This is a genomic window from Pseudomonas sp. HD6515 (assembly GCF_024971855.1).
GTDB lineage: Bacteria > Pseudomonadota > Gammaproteobacteria > Pseudomonadales > Pseudomonadaceae > Aquipseudomonas > Aquipseudomonas alloputida.
Genome location: NZ_CP079827.1, coordinates 793,341 through 812,606, shown reverse-complemented (window position 1 = coordinate 812,606; position 19,266 = coordinate 793,341). Strand labels below are relative to the sequence as shown.

General features: G+C 62.6%; 18 protein-coding genes. 9 read left to right on the top strand and 9 right to left on the bottom strand.

What is annotated here, in order from left to right; translation table 11 throughout:
- Positions 1–53 precede the first annotated feature (53 nt).
- Positions 54–638, top strand: coding sequence for an aminoacyl-tRNA hydrolase (pth, locus tag KW568_RS03830; RefSeq protein ID WP_003247413.1), 585 nt, complete (start codon positions 54–56; stop codon positions 636–638).
- Between the two features lie 24 nt (positions 639–662).
- Positions 663–1,763, top strand: a complete 1,101-nt coding sequence (ychF, locus tag KW568_RS03825) for a redox-regulated ATPase YchF (RefSeq protein WP_259537699.1) — start codon at positions 663–665, stop codon at positions 1,761–1,763.
- A 123-nt stretch (positions 1,764–1,886) separates the two neighbouring features.
- Here ychF and KW568_RS03820 read toward each other — a convergent pair whose 3' ends face one another.
- Both KW568_RS03820 and KW568_RS03815 read right to left on the bottom strand, forming a co-directional pair.
- A complete protein-coding gene (locus KW568_RS03820) occupies positions 1,887–2,609 on the bottom strand; it encodes an SDR family oxidoreductase (RefSeq protein ID WP_004575688.1) in 723 nt (240 codons plus the stop codon).
- Positions 2,610–2,624: 15 nt separating this feature from the next.
- Positions 2,625–3,473, bottom strand: coding sequence for a type 1 glutamine amidotransferase domain-containing protein (locus KW568_RS03815; protein ID WP_004575689.1), 849 nt, complete (start codon positions 3,471–3,473; stop codon positions 2,625–2,627).
- A 116-nt stretch (positions 3,474–3,589) separates the two neighbouring features.
- Between KW568_RS03815 and KW568_RS03810 the strand changes: the two genes are divergently transcribed.
- Together KW568_RS03810 and KW568_RS03805 are read left to right on the top strand one after the other, a co-directional pair.
- Positions 3,590–4,513 carry a LysR family transcriptional regulator gene (locus tag KW568_RS03810; RefSeq protein ID WP_004575690.1) on the top strand — a complete coding sequence of 308 codons (924 nt, stop codon included), beginning with the start codon at positions 3,590–3,592 and terminating at the stop codon, positions 4,511–4,513.
- Positions 4,514–4,551: 38 nt separating this feature from the next.
- Entirely contained in the window at positions 4,552–6,264 is a 1,713-nt protein-coding gene (locus KW568_RS03805; protein ID WP_004575691.1) for a SulP family inorganic anion transporter, read from the top strand.
- A 20-nt stretch (positions 6,265–6,284) separates the two neighbouring features.
- On the opposite strand, the gene KW568_RS03800 is transcribed toward KW568_RS03805, so the two are convergent.
- The 7 genes from KW568_RS03800 to ycaC form a co-directional block, all read right to left on the bottom strand.
- Positions 6,285–7,307, bottom strand: coding sequence for a DUF2955 domain-containing protein (locus tag KW568_RS03800; protein WP_004575692.1), 1,023 nt, complete (start codon positions 7,305–7,307; stop codon positions 6,285–6,287).
- Positions 7,297–8,394, bottom strand: coding sequence for an HlyD family secretion protein (locus tag KW568_RS03795; RefSeq protein WP_003247419.1), 1,098 nt, complete (start codon positions 8,392–8,394; stop codon positions 7,297–7,299). Before KW568_RS03795 ends, KW568_RS03800 begins: the two co-directional genes overlap by 11 nt.
- Positions 8,391–9,905, bottom strand: a complete 1,515-nt coding sequence (locus KW568_RS03790; protein WP_004575693.1) for an efflux transporter outer membrane subunit — start codon at positions 9,903–9,905, stop codon at positions 8,391–8,393. Before KW568_RS03790 ends, KW568_RS03795 begins: the two co-directional genes overlap by 4 nt.
- Positions 9,906–9,908: 3 nt before the next feature.
- Positions 9,909–11,006 (bottom strand): AI-2E family transporter, encoded by a 1,098-nt coding sequence (locus tag KW568_RS03785; protein WP_004575694.1) that lies wholly within the window; start codon positions 11,004–11,006, stop codon positions 9,909–9,911.
- A gap of 40 nt (positions 11,007–11,046) precedes the next feature.
- Positions 11,047–12,243, bottom strand: a complete 1,197-nt coding sequence (locus KW568_RS03780; protein ID WP_004575695.1) for a monovalent cation:proton antiporter-2 (CPA2) family protein — start codon at positions 12,241–12,243, stop codon at positions 11,047–11,049.
- A gap of 34 nt (positions 12,244–12,277) precedes the next feature.
- Complete coding sequence (gene ppk2, locus KW568_RS03775; protein WP_004575696.1) at positions 12,278–13,093, bottom strand: polyphosphate kinase 2; 816 nt, start codon at positions 13,091–13,093, stop codon at positions 12,278–12,280.
- Between the two features lie 107 nt (positions 13,094–13,200).
- Positions 13,201–13,821 (bottom strand): isochorismate family cysteine hydrolase YcaC, encoded by a 621-nt coding sequence (gene ycaC, locus KW568_RS03770; protein WP_003247424.1) that lies wholly within the window; start codon positions 13,819–13,821, stop codon positions 13,201–13,203.
- Positions 13,822–14,028: 207 nt separating this feature from the next.
- Here ycaC and KW568_RS03765 point away from each other — a divergent pair, with 207 nt between their 5' ends.
- The 5 genes from KW568_RS03765 to KW568_RS03745 all read left to right on the top strand — a co-directional run bounded on the left by KW568_RS03765 (position 14,029) and on the right by KW568_RS03745 (position 19,248).
- Positions 14,029–14,418, top strand: coding sequence for a nuclear transport factor 2 family protein (locus KW568_RS03765; RefSeq protein ID WP_004575697.1), 390 nt, complete (start codon positions 14,029–14,031; stop codon positions 14,416–14,418).
- Positions 14,419–14,510: 92 nt separating this feature from the next.
- Entirely contained in the window at positions 14,511–16,010 is a 1,500-nt protein-coding gene (locus tag KW568_RS03760; protein WP_004575698.1) for a cytosine permease, read from the top strand.
- Between the two features lie 13 nt (positions 16,011–16,023).
- Positions 16,024–17,454 (top strand): aldehyde dehydrogenase family protein, encoded by a 1,431-nt coding sequence (locus KW568_RS03755; protein ID WP_004575699.1) that lies wholly within the window; start codon positions 16,024–16,026, stop codon positions 17,452–17,454.
- 17 nt (positions 17,455–17,471) lie between these two features.
- Complete coding sequence (locus KW568_RS03750; RefSeq protein WP_156336270.1) at positions 17,472–17,633, top strand: hypothetical protein; 162 nt, start codon at positions 17,472–17,474, stop codon at positions 17,631–17,633.
- A gap of 397 nt (positions 17,634–18,030) precedes the next feature.
- Positions 18,031–19,248: a DUF3422 domain-containing protein gene (locus tag KW568_RS03745; RefSeq protein ID WP_003247428.1), complete on the top strand. Its 1,218-nt coding sequence runs from the start codon at positions 18,031–18,033 to the stop codon at positions 19,246–19,248.
- Positions 19,249–19,266 lie beyond the last annotated feature (18 nt).

Genomic DNA, 19,266 nt, shown 5'->3' with positions numbered 1-19,266 from the left:
GTTACAGTGCCGCGCGCACTGTAACCCACCAACTCCAAGGAAGAGCCCCTGACGTGACCGCCATCCAGTTGATCGTTGGCCTGGGTAACCCCGGCCCCGAATACGAACAGACCCGGCATAACGCAGGGGCTCTTTTCGTTGAACGCCTTGCCAGCGCCCAGCGTGTTTCGCTGACCGCTGACAAAAAGTATTTCGGCCTGACGGCTAAATTCAGCCATCAGGGCAACGACGTTCGTTTGTTGATCCCCACCACCTACATGAACCGCAGCGGCCAGTCCGTAGCGGCCTTGGCCAATTTCTTCCGCATCAAGCCGGAAGCGATACTGGTGGCACACGACGAACTCGATCTGCCCCCGGGCGTTGCCAAGCTCAAGCGCGGCGGCGGCCATGGTGGGCACAACGGCCTGCGCGACATCATCGCGCAGCTCGGTAACCAGAACGACTTCCACCGCCTGCGGCTTGGCATCGGCCACCCGGGTGACGCCAAACTGGTATCCAACTTCGTCCTGGGCCGCGCGCCGCGCGCCGAGCAGGAGAAGCTCGACGCCAGCATCGATTTTGCCCTCGGCGTGCTGCCGGACGTGCTTGCCGGCGATTTCGCCAAGGCGATGCGCGAGCTGCACAGCCAGAAGGCCTGATTTCCTTTAGAGAGGGGAATACCCATGGGTTTCAATTGCGGCATCGTCGGCCTGCCCAACGTCGGCAAGTCCACCCTGTTCAACGCCCTGACCAAGTCTGGCATCGCGGCGGAGAATTTCCCTTTCTGCACCATCGAGCCGAACAGCGGCATCGTGCCTATGCCCGACGCTCGCCTGGCTGCGCTGGCTGAAATCGTCAAGCCAAACCGCATCCTGCCGACCACCATGGAATTCGTCGACATCGCCGGCCTGGTTGCCGGTGCCTCGAAAGGCGAAGGCCTGGGCAACAAGTTCCTCGCCAACATCCGCGAGACCGACGCCATTGCCCACGTGGTGCGCTGCTTCGAAGACGAGAACGTGATCCACGTTTCCAACAGCGTCGACCCCAAGCGTGACATCGAGATCATCGACCTCGAACTGATCTTCGCCGACCTCGACAGCTGCGAAAAGCAACTGCAGAAGGTAGCCCGCAACGCCAAGGGCGGCGACAAGGATGCCTTGGCGCAAAAGGCCATTCTGGAAAAGCTGATCCCGCACTTTACCGAAGGCAAGCCTGCGCGCAGCCTGATGAAGCACATGGCTGACGACGAAAAGGCCGTCATCCGTGGCTTCCACTTGCTGACCAGCAAACCGGTGATGTACATCGCCAACGTGGTCGAAGACGGCTTCGACAACAACCCGCACCTGGACGTGGTCAAGGCCATTGCCGAGGAAGAAGGCGCGGTCGTGGTGCCGGTGTGCAACAAGATCGAAGCGGAAATCGCCGAGCTGGAAGACGGTGAAGAGAAGGACATGTTCCTCGAGGCCCTGGGCCTGGAAGAGCCTGGCCTGAACCGCGTGATCCGCGCCGGTTACGAGCTGCTGAACCTGCAGACCTACTTCACTGCCGGCGTGCAGGAAGTACGCGCCTGGACCGTTCGCGTCGGAGCCACTGCCCCGCAGGCAGCCGGCGTTATCCACACCGACTTCGAAAAAGGCTTCATCCGCGCTGAAGTGGTGGCCTATGACGACTTCATCCAGTTCAAGGGTGAAGCCGGTGCCAAGGAAGCCGGTAAGTGGCGTCTGGAAGGCAAGGATTACATCGTCAAAGACGGCGACGTGATGCACTTCCGCTTCAACGTCTAAGCGTTAGCCTGCTGTAACTACAAACCCTTGAGGTCTGCACCTCAGGGGTTTTGTTTTTCTGGGATGCAGGGTGGGAACATTCGTTCTACCGTATTCCCATGGGTAGCCGCCTGCCCCCAGTCATCAAAGACCGCTGCGACCGATAGAGGCGCCACCATCTACGTAGATTGTCTGCCCGGTAATGAAAGCACTGCGATCCCCGAGCAGGAAGGTGACTGCCGAAGCGACCTCGTGTGGCTGCCCGAGCCGCCCCATCGGCACGCCGTCGATATAGGCGGCTTCGCCAGCACTGCCTACCGGGTTACCACTGCGGAACAGTTCGGTCTCGATCGGCCCTGGAGCAACTGCATTAACCGTGATTCCTGTCTGGGCCAGTTCCAGCGCCCAACTGCGAGTGAAACTGACCAGCGCTGCCTTTGCAGCGGCGTAAGAAGTGCGCTGGCGAATGCCGAGCACGGTCAGGCTGGAGATATTCACCACACGGCCCCAGCAGCGCTCGCGCATCCCTGGCAGCAGCGCTTGGGTCGCCTGCAGCGCGGGGTGCAAGTTAACCCGCATTACTTCATCGAAGCTTGCCAGGTCAATTTCGCCCAGTGGCTGGGGACGGACCAGGCCCACATTGTTTACCAGGCCGTCGAATGCATAGCGGTTGGTCAAGTCGGCCAGTGTCGCAATCAAACGCTCTGAGTCGCTCAAGTCGGTGGCGATCAGTTCGCCGGGGAAGCTGGCATCCGCAGCCTGGCGGGCGATACCAACGACTTGATGGCCCTCCTCCACCAGTTGCTCGGAGATTGCCCGGCCGATGCCTTTGCTGGCTCCTGTAACAAGAAAAGTACGTTGCGTCATGGTATGTCTCTACCGTTAGTGTTTCTGCAGACGATGCAATATGGCTTGGCCCACCTGGGCCGCTGACGCCGGGTTCTGCCCAGTGATCAATTCGCGGTCGATGACAACATTAGGCGCCCACGGCGATGGGTTGCTCTGATACTGCCCGCCGGCGCGCTCCAGGGCGGTCTGCGGATAGAACTTCATCTGCCCTCCGCCGAGCAGGCCCTTGGCCTGTTCTTCTTCCTGATTGCTGATGACTGTCATGCGATAGCCGGCATAAATCCAGTCTTCGGGCGTTGCTGTCCGGTTCCTGCTCTCCAGTGCCTGGATCAGCTTCTGCGGCCGTTCCAGCGCCGAGAGCAGAGCAATGGGACCGTGGCAAACCAGCGCGGTGGTTTTACCCTCGGCGTGGAAAGCGCGAAGCAGACGCCCCAGCGCCGGGTCGGCGAGCAGGTCTTGCATCGGGGCGTGGCCGCCAGGCACATAGACTGCATCGAAGTTGCCATAACCAATCTGCTCCACGCGGGACAGGCTGATCACTGGCGAATGCTTCGCAGAAGTAAGCTGCAGCTGATCCAGCAGCGCCTGATATTGCTCCAGTTGCTTCGGATCGTTGCCGAAGTACTGGGCCGCGGCCGAGCTGCGGTCCAACGTCGGCGCGCGACCGAGGGGAGTAGCGAAGGTAACTTGATGGCCTGCGTCCAGCAGCGTTTTGGTCGGCTCCAGCAGTTCGTTGAGGTAGAAACCGGTTGCAAATGCCTTGCCGTCGCGAAGCTCCAGGTGGCTCTCGTCAGACAGTACCACAAGGACGTTCGCCGCATGAGCGCCCAGACTCGCGCTGCCTATGACAGCAGCCAGGGCCAGTCGTTGGTAAGTGCGCATAGCATTCCCTCCATTCAGGCACAGGCGGGATGCCGTGCACTGACCGACACTTTATTGGCGATCAGACAAGCGATAAATTGGGCCTGTAGAAAAGCATTTTTGCTTTGGAGAACAAAATGGCGCGACGGTTTGGTCACCTGGGGGATGTCGAGGCGCTGCTGGAAGTGGTCGAACGTGGCTCGCTCAGTGCGGCAGCGGTGGCCTTGGCGACCACCCCGTCGGTGGTTAGTCGGGCCATTTCGCGGCTTGAGTTGCACCTGGGGGTGCAGTTACTACGCCGTACCACGCGTCGCTTGAGCCTCACCGACAGTGGCCTGGAATACGTCGAGCAGGCGCGCGCTGCGTTCCAGCAGATCGCCAGCGCAGAGCAAGCCCTGAGCGGCCATGGCGAAGTACAGGGCCGTGTGCGCCTGAGCGCACCAACCACTTATGGGCATCACCGGTTGCCGGCCATGCTGGCAGCCTTCGCCCTGCGCTATCCGAAAGTGCAGGTCGAGTTGAACATCACCAATCGTAATGTCGACCTGGTGGCCGAAGGGTATGACCTGGCTATTCGCCTTGGCGACCTGCCGGACAGTAGCCTGGTGGCGCGTCGGCTAGAGGAGGCTCGACTATGCCTGGTCGCCGCGCCAGCTTACCTCGCGCGTGCCGGCAGGCCGCAATCACTGGCGGAACTGGCCGGACACAACTGCCTGCCTTTCATCATGCCCAGCAATGGCAGGCCAGGCGTTTGGCAGTTCCGTCAAGGAGAGGAGGAACTGCTCTTCGTTCCGCAGGGAAATCCGGTGGTGGCGGACGATGTGCTGGGGTGCATCTCACTGGCCGAGCAAGGTGTCGGGATCTGCCAGACCTACGAGTTCATAGTCGCAGAACGCCTGCAGCGGGGCCGGTTGGTGCGCTTGCTGGAGGATTACGAGGGGGCCCGACGGCCCTTCTCGGTCATCTATCCGCCACATCGCCAGCTGTCGGGGGCCAGCAGGGCATTGATCGATTCTTTGATGACAACGGGCCGCAAAGCGGCACTCGATCCCAGCATCTAAGCTGAGGTTCAGCGCCCTTCTCGCCCAGAGCCGACACCATGCCCCACCCCACTCGTTTCGACTGGCAACGCTGGTTACCCGGCCTGGTCACCCTGCTCCACTACAAGGCAGCCTGGCTACCCAAGGACATCGCCGCCGGCCTGGTACTCACCACCATGCTGGTGCCTGTGGGCATCGCCTACGCCGAGGCTTCCGGCGTCCCCGGCATCTATGGCCTGTACGCCACCATCATCCCTCTGCTGGCCTATGCCCTGTTCGGTCCCAGCCGTATTCTGGTGCTGGGCCCGGACTCGGCGCTGGCCGCGCCTATCCTGGCGGTGGTGGTGCAATACGCGGCCAGCGACCCGCAGCGGGCGATCGCCATCGCCAGCATGATGGCCTTGGTCGCCGGGGCGTTCTGTGTGATTGCCGGGCTGCTGCGCCTGGGCTTTATCACCGAGTTGCTGTCCAAGCCCATCCGCTATGGGTACATGAACGGCATCGCCCTGACCGTATTGATCAGCCAGTTGCCCAAGCTGTTCGGCATCAAAGTCGACAGCGAAGGGCCCTTGCGCGACCTTTGGTCCTTGGGCCAGGCGCTATACGCCGGCCAAGGGCACTGGCCAAGCTTTGTCGTGGGTGCCGGTAGCCTGGCGCTGATTCTGCTGCTCAAACCGTTCAAGCGCCTGCCGGGCATCCTGATCGCCGTGGTACTGGCGACGCTGGCAGTGAGCGTGTTCAACCTCGATCAGATGGGCGTCAAGGTACTCGGGCAATTGCCCCAGGGCCTGCCCGGCTTCGTCTTCCCCTGGGTCAGCGGCATTGACCTGGTCGAGGTGCTACTGGGCGGGATCGCAGTGGCGCTGGTGTCGTTCGCCGACACCAGTGTACTGTCACGCTCCTATGCCGCGCGCCTCAAGATGCGGGTAAACCCCAACCAGGAAATGTTCGGCCTGGGCGTGGCCAACCTGGCCTCGGGGCTGTTCCAGGGCATACCGATCAGCAGCAGTTCGTCGCGCACCCCAGTGGCCGAAGCTGCCGGCTCGCAGACCCAGCTCACCGGCATCATCGGCGCCCTGGCGGTAACCCTGTTGCTGCTGGTAGCGCCCAATCTGATGCAGCACCTGCCCAACAGCGCTTTGGCTGCGGTGGTGATTGCCGCTGCACTGGGGCTGTTCGAGTTTGCCGACCTCAAGCGTATCTTCCGCATGCAGCAGTGGGAGTTCTGGCTGTCGTTCACCTGCTTTGTCGGCGTGGCAGTGTTCGGCGCCATTCCCGGTATCTGCATTGCCGTGGTGGTGTCGGTGATCGAGTTCCTGTGGGACGGCTGGCGGCCGCACCACGCGGTGCTTGGCCGGGCGGATGGGCTGCGCGGTTACCATGACATGCAGCGTTATCCACAGGCCCGGCGTATTCCAGGGCTGGTGCTGCTGCGCTGGGACGCGCCGTTGTTCTTTGCCAACGCCGAGCAGTTCCAGAACACAGTGATGGCGGCGGTAGACGCGTCGCCAACGCCGGTGCAGCGGGTGGTAATTGCCGCTGAGCCTGTGACCAGTATCGATATCACTTCGGCGGACATGCTGGCCGAACTGGACCGGGCATTGGAGGCGCGGGGGGTGGAGTTGCAGTTTGCCGAAATGAAGGACCCGGTGAAGGACAAGATGCGGCAGTTCGAGTTGTTCGAGCATATGGGGGAGAAGGCTTTTCATCCGACGGTGGGCGCCGCGGTGGATGCCTATCTGGAGGAGAGTGGGGTTGATTGGCAGCCCTGAATGGCCTGGGGGGAGCGGGCTTAACTGCGAAGAAGCCCGCGCCGACTCCGAAGCCGGTCAATCCAGATCAACATGGCGCTGGCATACACCGACACCGCCAGAAACAGCGCCATACGCACCGCAAATGCCTTGTACACATCTTGCCCACCTGCACTGTCCTGCACCGACTGCCCCAGCAAGATCAACATGGTCGTCAGGCAACTGACCCAGTACGCCGGGCTCTGCCGGCTCGGCACCGCCTGGTACAGGCGCCGAGCCTGCCAGAGGGCGAACAGCAGTACCCACAAAAAGAACATCCACAGGTGAACGAACAGGCTCAGCGCTACCCACAGCGCTATCGCCAACACCCCGGCAAGCAAGGTTGAACCGATCAGCTCCCGGCTGGCGTGCCGCGCGCGCGTTTCACCGGCTTGTTGCCCCACGCTCACGGCCTTCATGATCAACGGCATGTACTGGTCAGGGGCGATCAATGCCAGCAGAAAAGCCGGCATCACGATCAACGTGGCACGCAGCGCCACCCAGCTGACATGCTCGCTGCCCAGCAGCGGCGGCACCGGCGGTGCTGGCGCATTGGCAGGTTCGGGGAACAACCTGTGCGCCACTGACGTGCCCAGCACTGCCAGCAGCATGCCTTTGGCCAGCGCTTCGACCACCGACAATGCCAGGGTGAAGTCACTGGTGCCGGCAGCGGCGATCATGGTCAGGCCGACCACCAGGAGGTTGGCCAGCAGGCCGTTGCCGCCCTTCAGTGCATAGCGCAAGGTCAGGAAAACACCCACCCCGACCAGTAACACCCCGGCCAACGGAGCATGGCGCAACAGCGGAATCAGCAGCAACCCGCTGCCGCAAGCGAGCAGCACCAGTAACGCCAGGGCCGGTGCCGCACGCAGGGGCAATGGCTGACTGCGCATGGCCAGTAACAGCACCGCAAACACCGGCGCCAGGATCGGCACCGGCAAGCCGATACCAAAGCTCACCGCCAGGCACAACGCCACACCCCAGGCCAGGCGCAGCGCCCGCAAGCGGCGCCATTCAATAGGCATACGACAGCCAGCTCATCAGCCACATGAACAACCGGCCCAGCAGGTTCAGTGGGTTGCCTTCGCTGGGCAGGGCCATGACCTCGGCCTGACCACCGACCCGCAGCACGGTCTTGTCCTGAAGCTGGTCGCGCTCCAGCTGGACAATCACCGGAAAGCGCTGCGCCGAACGCAGCCACTCGCGGCTATTCTGCACGGTCGGCAGCGTACCCGGCGGCGTGCTCTGGCCCACGCTCACGCCATAGCCAATGCTGCGTATACGCCCTTTCAACACGGTGCCCGGCAGCGCATCGAGCACCACCAGCACCGGGGTTTCAGGGCGCAAGCGACCGAGGTTGTTCTCGGTCATGTCGGCACTTATCCACACATCATGGATACTGATCAGGGTCATCATCGGGCTGCCTGCCCCGACATAGTGGCCAACGTCTGTGCGCAGGTCGGTGATCAACCCGTTCGCGTCGGCACGCACGACGGTACGGGCAAGGTCCAGGCGGGCCTTTTCCACATTGGCCGCAGCACTGCGCAGCTGGGCGTTGTCTTCCTGTGCCCCGCCCTGCTGCTCACGGGCGCGCTCTACCTCTGCGCGGGCTGCCGCCACTTGGCTGATGGCCTGGTCGCGGGTGGCCTGGGCGCCTTCCAGGCGGCGCACCGACACCGTACCGGGGTCCTCGTCAATCAGCCGTTTGAGGCGCTCGGCGTCCTGCCGCGCCTTACGTTCGTTGGCCTGGGCGGCCACCAGCGCTGCCTGCGCCGAATCGATGCCGGCGGTACTGGCGCCGATCTGCCGGCGCACGGTATCGAGGTCGGCTTCGGCACGGGCCAAGGCAATGCGGTACTGCTCCTGATCGAGTTCGAACAGCACATCGCCCTGGCGCACCTCCTGGTTGTTGCCTACGGCCACACGCTTGATCTGCCCGGCCACTTCGGCGGCCACCGGGACCACGTAAGCCTGCAGGCGAGCTTGCTGGGTGTACGGCGTATAGCGGTCAGCCAGCAAGTACCAGAGCAGGCTGACGGCAATCAGCAGCAGCACCCAGCGCATGCCGCGATCCGGGGCTGACGGGGGCGGCGTGGGCGTGGCGTCGCTCATTCGGTTTCACCTTGTGCATGTGCGGAGGGGGCTGGCTCGTCGAGCAATTCGCCCCAGTCGGTGCGTTGCTGCATTTGCTGGCGGGTCGCCGGGTCGATCGGCGCGCGGCTGGCGTCCCAACCACCACCCAGGGCCTTGTACAACGTCACCAGGCTGCTGACCGCGTTGCCACGGCTGACCAGGTAACCGTCCTGTTGCTGCAACAGCAGTTGCTGAGCATCGAGCACCCGTTGAAAATCAGCGAAGCCTTCGCGGTATTGCGAGCTGGCCAGATTCAGCGAGCGCTGCGCAGCCTGAGAGGCCTGGTCGCGAATGGTTGCACTCTGCAGCGAGCGCACCAGCCCGCTGGCAGCATCGTCGGCCTCACGGGCGGCTTCGCGCACGCCCTGCTGGTACAACTCGATCAGTTGCTGCAAGCGGGCATATTCCACGCGTACGGTGTTCTTGCGCCGGCCATAGTCGAACGGGTTCCAGATCAGGCTTGGGCCAGCCGCCAGGCCGAAGGTGTCGGGCAGATGATTGGCCGATAAAAAGGTCCAGCCGATACTGCCAAGCAAGCTCAGCTGTGGATAAAGATCGGCCTCGGCCACCCCGACCAGCGCCGACTGCGCCGCCACTGCCTGCTCGGCGGCACGGATGTCCGGGCGGCGCTGCAGCAGGCTGGCCGGTACATCCTGCAACACTGCCCGGTCTGGCAAGGGCAGTTGGCCATGGCCGGCCGCCAGCTGCGGCAGCGGCCCTGGCGGGCGGCCGAGCAGCGAACACAGCACATTGCGCAGGGCATTGAGCTGGTTCTCGAACTCGGGAATGGTGGCCTGGGTCGCCAGGTATTGAGTACGCGCCTGCTGCCAGTCGAGTTCGTCATTTTCACCGTGGCGGAACAACCGCTCGGTGATCTCCAGGCTACGCGCCTGGCGCTTGGCGTTCTCTTGTGCAATAGCCAGCCGCGCTTCGGCAGTGCGCAGGGCAAAGTAGGTGTCGGCCACCTGCGCACGTAGCAGCAGCATGGCATCGGCGTAGTTGGCCTGGGAGGCGAAATAGACGGCATCGGCGCTTTCGATGGCGCGACTGAAGCGGCCCCAGAAGTCAATTTCCCAGCCGATGCCGAAGCCCACGCTGGATTGCCAGAACACCGAATCACGGGCGGAGGGCGTACCGGACTGGTGCTGCTTCAGGTACAGGCTCTGCGCGCTCAGTTGCTGCAGCTGTGGATAACGCCCGGTTTGCACGATGGCCAACTGGGCACGGGCTTCAGCGATACGCAGGCCAGCCACGCGCAGGTTGGTGTTGTTGGCATCGGCCTCAGCTATCAGCGTATCCAGCGTCGGGTCGGCAAACACCGCCCACCACTGGCGCAGGTCGGGCGCCGCCGCGCTGCGCTCGGCCTGCTCCAGCATTGGCGTGCTCCAGCCGCCCAACCACGGCGTTTGGGGCTTTTCATAATCCGGGCCGACTTGGGTGCAACCGGCCAGCACGATCAGCAGCCCCAGGCCACAGCAGCGGTTGGGCATGGCTCAGGCGGCAGGTGGCGCCGGTTGCTCCGGCACCTGCAGCGCAACCCATTGCCAGAACAATACGTAGGCCACGCCAAGGATTACCGGGCCGATGAACAAGCCGATGATGCCTTTGACCACCATCCCGCCCAATGCGCCGATCAGTACCACCGGCATTGGTACATCGACCCCGCGTCCCAGCAGCAGCGGCTTGAGCACGTTGTCGGCAAGGCCGGCGACAAAGGTGTAGACGGCAAAAATGATGGTTGCCACCGTGAAGCCTTCGGCGTTGAACACATAGATGATCACCGGCAAGGTCACCAGCGTCGCCGGGGCCTGTGCAATGCCCAGCATGAGGATGACGATGGCCAGCATCCCGGCACCGGGAACCCCTTTGACGATAAAACCAACACCGATCAGCAGCATCTGGATGAAGGCAATGCCGATCACCCCTTGTGCCACCGCGCGAATGGTAGCCGTACACAGCGTGGCCAGGGGTTTACCGCGCTCTGCGCCTGAAACCCGCATGGCGATGCGCTGGGCAGCGATTTCACCGCGTTCACCGAAGGCCATGATGACCCCGGAAATGATGATTGCGCCGATGAACAGAAGAAAGGCCCCACCGGCGCTGGCCGCAGCGCCCAGCACCGTTAGCCCGGCCCCCTTCATCTGGGGCATCCACTGATTCAACACACTGGCCATGTTTTCGGAGGCCGCCAACCACAGCGCATGCACCTTCGGCCCGATCAGTGGCCAGGTCGCCACGGAATCAGGCGGGACCGGCACGCTCCAGGCGCCGCTCTTGAGCAGCGTCACCAGGCTGTTTACCGATTCGCCAATCGACATCATCACCAGGTAGATAGGCACCAACAGCAGCACCAGAACCAATAGCACCACCAGCGTCGCCACATAGCCTTGCTTGAGCCCGGTGCGGCGCTGGATACGGCAATGCAATGGGTACAACGTAACCGCCAGGATCACCGCCCACATCATCAACTCCAGGAACGGCTGAAACACCTGGAAGGCGAAGATCACCAAGGCTGCCACCAGACCGGCCTTGATGAGCACATCGAGCAAGCCCCGCGAAAGGGCGCTGTCCAGCTTGAAACTCGACTGCATGACTCACCTCCCGATACCCAATGCGCCAGCAAGGCGCAATTCACTGGCCCGTTTCAGGGGATGCCTGTAAAGGGCTGTCATCGCGTAGCTGCCGCGCCAGGGCCATCATGACCAAGGGCACCACCGCCATCGACAAGGTGATGGCCAGCACCAGCAGGTCGTGTACCTGCTGGGTGAGTACCTGGTGCTCCAGCGCCAGCTTGAACACCACGAAGGCAAACTCGCCACCCGAAGCCAACACCACGCCCAGGCATAACGCCTGGGCCTGGTTGAGCCCTCCGGCCGTATGCCCCAGGCCATACAGCAAGGGCAGCTTGATGGCCACCAGCAGCACGGTCAGGCCCAGCACCATCAGCGGCATGCCGAACAGCAGACGCAGGTCGGCGCTCATACCTACGCCAACGAAGAACAATCCAAGCAGCAGGCCTTTGATCGGCTCGATCTGGGTTTCCAGTTCGTGGCGGAACGGCGACTCGGCCATCAGCACACCGGCCAGAAACGCCCCCAGCGCCATCGACACACCCACATGCTCCATCAACCAAGCGGTGCCCAGCACGACCAGCAAGGCCGTGGCGGTCGACAGCTCAGGCAGGCCCGAACCCACCGTCCACTTGAATATCGGGGTCAGCAGATAACGGCCAAAAACAATCAGCACACCAATGCCGACAACTACAGCCAACAAAGGCCAGGCACCTTCGTCAGCAGTGCTGACATCGCCACCGAGCAGCGGCACCACGGCAATCAAGGGAATGGCGGCAATGTCCTGGAACAGCAGGATGGCCACGGCCAGGCGGCCATGAGGTTTGCCCAGGTCCTTGCGCTCGGCCAGTACCTGCAAGCCAAAGGCGGTGGACGACAGCGCCAGGCCCAGCCCCAGCACGATGGCGGCGGGTTTCGATTGGTCGAACAACCAGAATGCCAGTAGCCCAAGCAGCACGGCGGTCAGCCCCACTTGCAAACTGCCGACGCCAAATAGCGCCCGGCGCATGGTCCACAGGCGCCTTGGGGACAACTCCAGGCCAATCACGAACAGCAGCATGACCACGCCCATTTCCGACAGCCGCGCCACGTTGTCCGGGTTGCCGAGCAGGCCAAACACCGACGGACCAATCAAGATACCCGCCAAGAGGTATCCCGGTACTGCGCCCATTTTCAGACGCTGCGCCAGCGGTACCAGAAGCACCACAGCCAAAAGGAATACCACCGTCGCCTGCAACAGGCTGCCGTCATGTGGCATGAGCTCGTACCTTCAGCTCCCTGCAGGGAGGGGTTCAGAAACGTTCTTCGACGAACTTGAACGGGTAGGCGACAGCCTTGTACTTGCCGATCTTGCCGCGTTTGGGCAGCTTCACGTGCTGGTCGCGGGTTATATCCTTGTAGGGAATACGGCTGAGCAGATGGCTGATGATATTCAGCCGGGCGCGACGTTTGTCGTTGGAGTTGGCCATGAACCACGGCGCCCAAGCGGTATCCGACGCCTGGAACATGTCATCACGCGCTTGGGTGTATTCATCCCAGCGGCTATACGACTTGACGTCCATTGGCGATAACTTCCACAGCTTGCGGCCGTCGTTGATGCGATCCTGCAGGCGCCGAGTCTGCTCATCGGCGCTGACTTCAAGCCAGTACTTGATGAGGATGATCCCTGAATCGACTATGACCCTTTCGAACCCGGGTACTCCGGTCAGAAACTTGTCCGCTTGCTCGCCAGAGCAAAAGCCCATTACCCGCTCAACGCCCGCACGGTTGTACCAGCTGCGATCGAAGATCACCACTTCACCCGCCGCAGGCAGATGGCCCAGGTAACGCTGCAGGTACATCTGGGTCTTTTCCCGCTCGGTCGGTGCGGGCAGCGCCACTACACGAAACACCCGCGGGCTGACACGCTCGGTAATGGCCTTGATGGTGCCGCCCTTGCCGGCGCCATCGCGGCCTTCGAAGACAATGCATACCTTCAGGCCCTTGGCGACCACCCACTCCTGTAGCTTGACCAACTCTACATGCAGGTTCTTGAGCGCTTTTTCGTAGGCCTTGCCGCCCAGCTTTTCTGGCTGTTTTTTGGGGGGCTTCCTGGACGGCTTCGACATGACACGCTCCTGAAGGCGAATGAAGAGTGAGTATGGTCGATTAATGCCAGTTTGCCGCTTCGCTTGCAGATTGATGTGGGGGGCTGTCGTGCAGCCCCCGGGAGGCACTATTTGGCCAGCTTGTTGTAACTGGTCATCAGGTTGCGGTAGTCCGGGATATGGTTGGAGAACAGAGTACCCAGCCCTTCGATGTCGTTGCGCCAGTCACGGTGCAGTTCGCAGGCCACGCCGAACCAGGTCATCAGCTGCGCCCCGGCAGCCTCCATGCGTCGCCAGGCCGAATCACGGGTCAGTTCGTTGAACGTGCCAGAGGCGTCGGTGACGACGAATACCTCGAAGCCCTCCTCCAATGCCGACAGGGCCGGGAAGGCCACGCATACTTCAGTAACCACACCAGCAATCAGCAGCTGCTTCTTGCCGGTGGCTTTTACCGCTTTGACGAAATCTTCGTTGTCCCAGGCGTTGATGTTGCCCGGGCGTGCAATGTAGGGGGCATCAGGGAACTGCTCTTTCAGCTCTGGCACCAGCGGGCCGTTGGGCCCCGTCTCGAAACTGGTGGTGAGGATGGTCGGCAGCTTGAAGTATTTGGCCAGGTCAGACAGGGCCAAGACGTTGTTCTTGAAGCGGTCGGGGTCGATGTCCCTTACCAGCGAGAGCAAGCCGGTCTGGTGGTCGACCAGCAGTACGGCTGCGTTGTTCTTGTCCAGTCGCTTGTATTGGAAGGTCACAGTGGATCTCCTTGCTTCGGGTTGGGAGTATCAGCGTAGGCAAGGATGGAGGGTGGGAGAGACCGTCAGTCGGCTTGCCTGTACTGCCATGTGCCCCATCACTTCACAAATTCCTGAACTGATTATTTGCCGCCAGCGATTTTTCCCCTCGCCAACCGCCACCAGAATCGCTTCACCACAATCACAAAAAACCGTGAGGCCACTCCCGTGGACCAGACACTCCAAGTGCGGCAAGCTGCCGCCGACCTCGTCGCGGCGTTCGCCAGCAACGACACCGCACGCTATTTCGCTTGCTTCAGCGAAGACGCCACCTTTCTGTTCCACACCTTGCCGTATCCGCTGCTGTCGCGTCGCGCCTATGAAGAGCTCTGGGCCCAGTGGCAGGCCGAGGGCTTTACCGTGCTTGCCTGCGAATCGGGCAACGCCCATGTAAGCCTGCAAGGCGACGTGGCTGTTTTCATGCACGATGTGGCCACGCGTATCCGCATCGGCGGTGAAGAGCACCCGTTGAGCGAGCGCGAGACCATTGTCTTCCGCCGCCATGGTGACCAGTGGCTGGCCTGCCACGAGCACCTGTCGGTCGTAACACCGGCCTGATCACCCTTTACGCGGCGCTGCCGCCCTGCCATCGCACCCACAAAAAGGCCCGCGCACTGCGCTGGCTACAACAACCGCGCTGGAGCACCACCATGAGCCACTCGACCGGTATCGAGACCAACGGCGTCGAACAGATCCCCGCCGATCAACGCGACGCCTCCCCGCTGGACCTGTTCCGCCTGATCTTCGGCGGTGCCAATACCTTCGCTACCGCCGTACTGGGCAGCTTCCCGGTGCTTTTCGGGTTGTCATTCCAGGCGGGTGTGTGGGCGATTCTGCTTGGCGTTGGCATCGGCGCGCTGATCCTTGCACCGATGGGGCTGTTCGGCGCGCTTAACGGCACCAACAACGCCGTTTCATCGGGCGCGCACTTTGGCGTACACGGGCGTATCGTCGGCTCGTTCCTGTCGCTGCTCACGGCGGTGGCGTTTTTCTCCCTCTCGGTGTGGAGCTCGGGCGATGCATTGGTCGGTGGTGCCAAGCGCCTGGCCGGTCTGCCAGAGACCGACCTGACCCTGGGGCTGGCCTACGGTGTGTTCGCGGTGCTGGTCCTGGTGGTCTGCATCTTTGGCTTCCGCTTCATGCTGTGGGTCAACAAGATTGCCGTTTGGGCCTCGAGCCTGCTGTTCCTGCTGGGCATCGTCGCCTTTGCCGGGCCCTTCGATGCCGGCTACGCAGGCAGCGTCAACCTTGGCCAGGCAGGCTTCTGGGCTGCGTTCGTCGGCGCGGCGATCCTGGCCATGAGCAACCCGGTGTCGTTTGGCGCCTTCCTGGGTGACTGGTCGCGCTACATTCCACGCGAAACCCCCAAGGCACGCATCATGCTGGCAGTGATCGCGGCACAGGGGGCGACGCTGATTCCGTTCCTGTTCGGCCTGTGTACGGCCACCCTGGTCGCCACCCAGGCTCCAGACTACATCGCCGCCAACAATTATGTGGGCGGACTGCTGGCGGTAGCGCCAAGCTGGTTCTTCCTGCCGGTGTGCCTGATTGCGGTGATCGGCGGCATGTCCACCGGCACCACCGCGCTGTATGGCACCGGCCTGGACATGTCCAGCGTGTTCCCACGCTTGCTCAGCCGAGCCGGCGCCACCCTGCTGATCGGCGTGCTGGCGATCGGCTTCATCTTCATTGGCCGCTTCACCTTCAACCTCGTGCAGAGCGTATCGACCTTTGCCGTGCTGATCATTACCTGCACCAGCCCGTGGATGGTGATCATGATCCTTGGCCTGATTACCCGCCGCGGCTTCTACCACGCCGACGACCTGCAGGTATTCACCCGCGGCCAGCGTGGTGGCCACTACTGGTTCCTGCACGGTTGGAACTGGCGCGGCATGGGGGCGTGGATCCCCAGCGCGGCGGTTGGCCTGTGCTTCGTCAACCTGCCGGGGCAGTTCGTCGGCCCACTGGGTGACCTGGCTGGCGGCATCGACCTGAGCCTGCCGGTCACGCTGGGGCTGGCTGGCGTGCTGTACCTGCTGTTGCTCAACCTGTTCCCTGAACCTGCTGGCGTGTATGGCCCCTTGGGCCCGCGATGGGTGCGTTGCAAAAGCACCGCGCATACGCCTGTGACCACTGCCGAAATGGCCTGACTGGAAACCGACCATGACCACTTCCCACTATATCGCCGGCCATTGGGTCGAAGGCCAAGGCAGCGACTGCATCAGTGTCAACGACCCTGCACTGGGGCAACCGTTCGCCGAGCTGATGGCCGCCAGCGTGAGCCAGGTCGACCAGGCCGTCGCCGCTGCCCGCAGCGCCCTGCCCGCCTGGAAAAGCACCTGCGCCAGTGAACGTGCCGCCTTCCTGCGTGGTTTTGCCGAACAGCTCGGGCAACGCCGTGAAGCGCTTGTCGCCCTGCAGATGCGCAATAACGGCAAACCGCGTCACGAAGCGGAAATCGACCTGGATGACGCCATCGCCACCTTTGGCTATTACGCCGAGCTGGCCGAGCAACTGCCATCGAAAAACCGCACTGTGCCCCTGGCTGCGCCGGGTTTCACCGCCCGCACCCGCCTTGAACCGGTGGGCGTGGTCGGCCTGATCGTGCCGTGGAACTTCCCGTTGGTGACCAGCGCCTGGAAACTTGCTCCGGCCTTGGCCGCCGGTTGCACCGTGGTGCTCAAGCCTTCAGAGGTCACCCCGCTGATCGAGCAGGCCTACGGCCAGATCGCCGACGCCCTGGGCCTGCCCGCCGGGGTGCTGAACATCGTCAACGGCAAGGCCGAGACCGGCGCCGCACTGAGCAACCACAACGGCCTGGACAAGTTGTCCTTCACGGGTAGCAACAGCGTCGGCAGCCAGGTGATGCGCAGCGCGTCGGCGCAGTGCCGGCCGGTGACGCTGGAACTGGGCGGCAAGTCGGCCATCGTGGTGTTCGATGATTGCGATGTCGACCAGGCGGTGGAATGGATTGTTGCCGGCATCAGCTGGAACGCCGGCCAGATGTGTTCAGCCACATCGCGGCTGCTGGTGCAGGACGGCATTGCCGATGCACTACTGCCGCGCTTGCAGGCGGCACTGGAAAACCTGCGGGTGGGTAATCCTTTGACCGAAGAGGTCGACATGGGGCCGCTGACCAGCCAGGCGCAATGGCTGAAGGTGGCCAGCTACTTTGCCACGGCGCGGGGAGAAGGTTTGCAGTGCCTGGCTGGCGGCCATGCACTGGACCGTGAAGGCTGGTTCGTCAGCCCGACGCTGTATACCGATGTGCCGAAAGACAGCCGCCTGTGGACCGAGGAAATCTTTGGCCCGGTGCTCTGCGCACGGCGCTTTGCCACCGAGGAACAGGCCATTGCCGAAGCCAATGACAGCCGCTTCGGGCTGGTCGCCACGGTGTGCTCCGCCGACCTGGAACGCGCCGAGCGCGTGGCCGATGCGCTGGAGGTTGGCCATGTGTGGATCAACTCGGTGCAGGCGGTGTTCGTCGAAACGTCCTGGGGGGGCACCAAGGGCAGCGGGATCGGGCGTGAGCTGGGGCCTTGGGGGTTGTCAGCCTATCAGTCGGTCAAGCATGTAACCCGCTGTCTGGGCTGATATCGCAAGGGGCCGCCTTGAAACTTCTCACCGGTGTCAGTCGACAGGCAGCAACCTGCAGCTTCAACGGCGGCAATGCCTGGAAAGGCTTTGAAATAGAGGTGATTAATCATCAAACCGTGGGGCAAGGCGAAATCTATGGTTTTCCGGCCTCCTCGCGGGTAAACCCCCACAGGTAATCCACAACACCTCAGGCCTGTGGTCATCTTGTGGGAGCGGGCATGCCCGCGAAGAAACCAACGCGGTGGATGGCACCGGCTCTGCCGGTGTTCGGGGGTAAACCCGCGCCTACAACGACCTGTGCGTGTGTAGGAGCGGGTTTACCCCCGAATACGGTGGCGGCTGCGACGGTGAGCGGCCGGTGGAAATTGGCCAGCAGGGCCGGCCCTTTCGCGGGTAAACCCGCGCCTACAGGCGACCGCAAAGGCTTTTCAACTGTTGAGCGCCCACGAGCAGTTCACCCGCGAAGAGGCCGGTACAGGCCATACAAACATTCCCCCCGCGTGACTTTCTCCAGTGCCCGCAAAGTCCCACTTCCTGGTACCCCCATAATCACAACACCAGGCCGGACCACCCATGCACCCTCAACGCACCGCCTTGCACAATGAACTGCACGCCCGTCCGTCACTCTATTTCGACGGCCCGGCGCATGTCTTCCACCTGGCCTTGCTCGGCGGCGATGCTGCCTGTACAGCATTGCTACAACGCTGCTGCCCTGATGTTTCGGACACCGGTGCCGCACAAGGCATCACTGACATGGATGGCCACCCGTTCAAATGGGAGCGGCACACCGAGTTCTTCACGTTGACGCTGGTTGTGCCATGCACCACAGCCGATACCACATGGCAAACCCTACCGCCGGTGCTGGCCGAGGCGATTGCGCCGCAGGCGGCGCAGGTGATCAATGCAGTGCAGGTGCTGGTACGTCACGAACAGGACCTGAACCTGGCCCACTACGGTTTCAAAGACCCGTGCGGCTCGTGCGTGGGTGGTGGCGATGCGGTGGTGTGGAGCGACTTCCGCCTGACCGAGGATGGCACCAACCGCTTCCTGTTCATCAACAGGCGCCTCAATGCCTACCGCCAGGGCCGCATGATCCGCCGCCTGCTGGAAATCGAGACGTACCGCATGATGGCTTCGCTGACCCTGAGCACGGCCAAGCAACTGAGCCAGGAACTGGATGCCTTCGACAAGACCCTGGTCTGCCTCTCCGAGCGCAGTGCCGGGGTCGATGGCCATGATTCCAAGGGGCTCTTGGAAGCCATTGCCCACCTGTCACGTCAGGTTGTAAGCCGCACAGTAAAAACCCGTCACCGCTTTGGCGCCACCCAGGCCTACGCACAGCTGGTGTTCGAACGCCTGGGGGAGTTGCGGGAAAGCCATGTGGGTGACTGCCAGCGCCTTGGGGTATTCATCGAGCGCCGGTTCAAGCCGACCGTGCGCTACTGCGCAGCCACCGAGCAACGGCTGGAGCAGTTGGCGAAGAACGTGGCCAACCTGGGCGACTTGCTGCAGGCGCGGGTGCAAGTTGAGATGGAGGAGCAGAACGCCGAGATCTTGCGCAGCCTCAATGCCCGGGCAGATGCCCAGGTGAAAATCCAGCGAGCGGTGGAGGGGCTGTCGATCATCGCCATCACCTATTACCTGCTGAATCTGTTCAAGCTTTTGTATGGCGGGCTGAATGTACTGGGGTTGGGACTGACGGCGCGCGATGGCTTGATGGCCATGGCGCCGCCAGTCCTGCTGGTGCTGCTGGTGATACTGCTGCGTATCAGGCAGGCCAAACAGCATTGAGTTGGGGGGCCTTGCCCC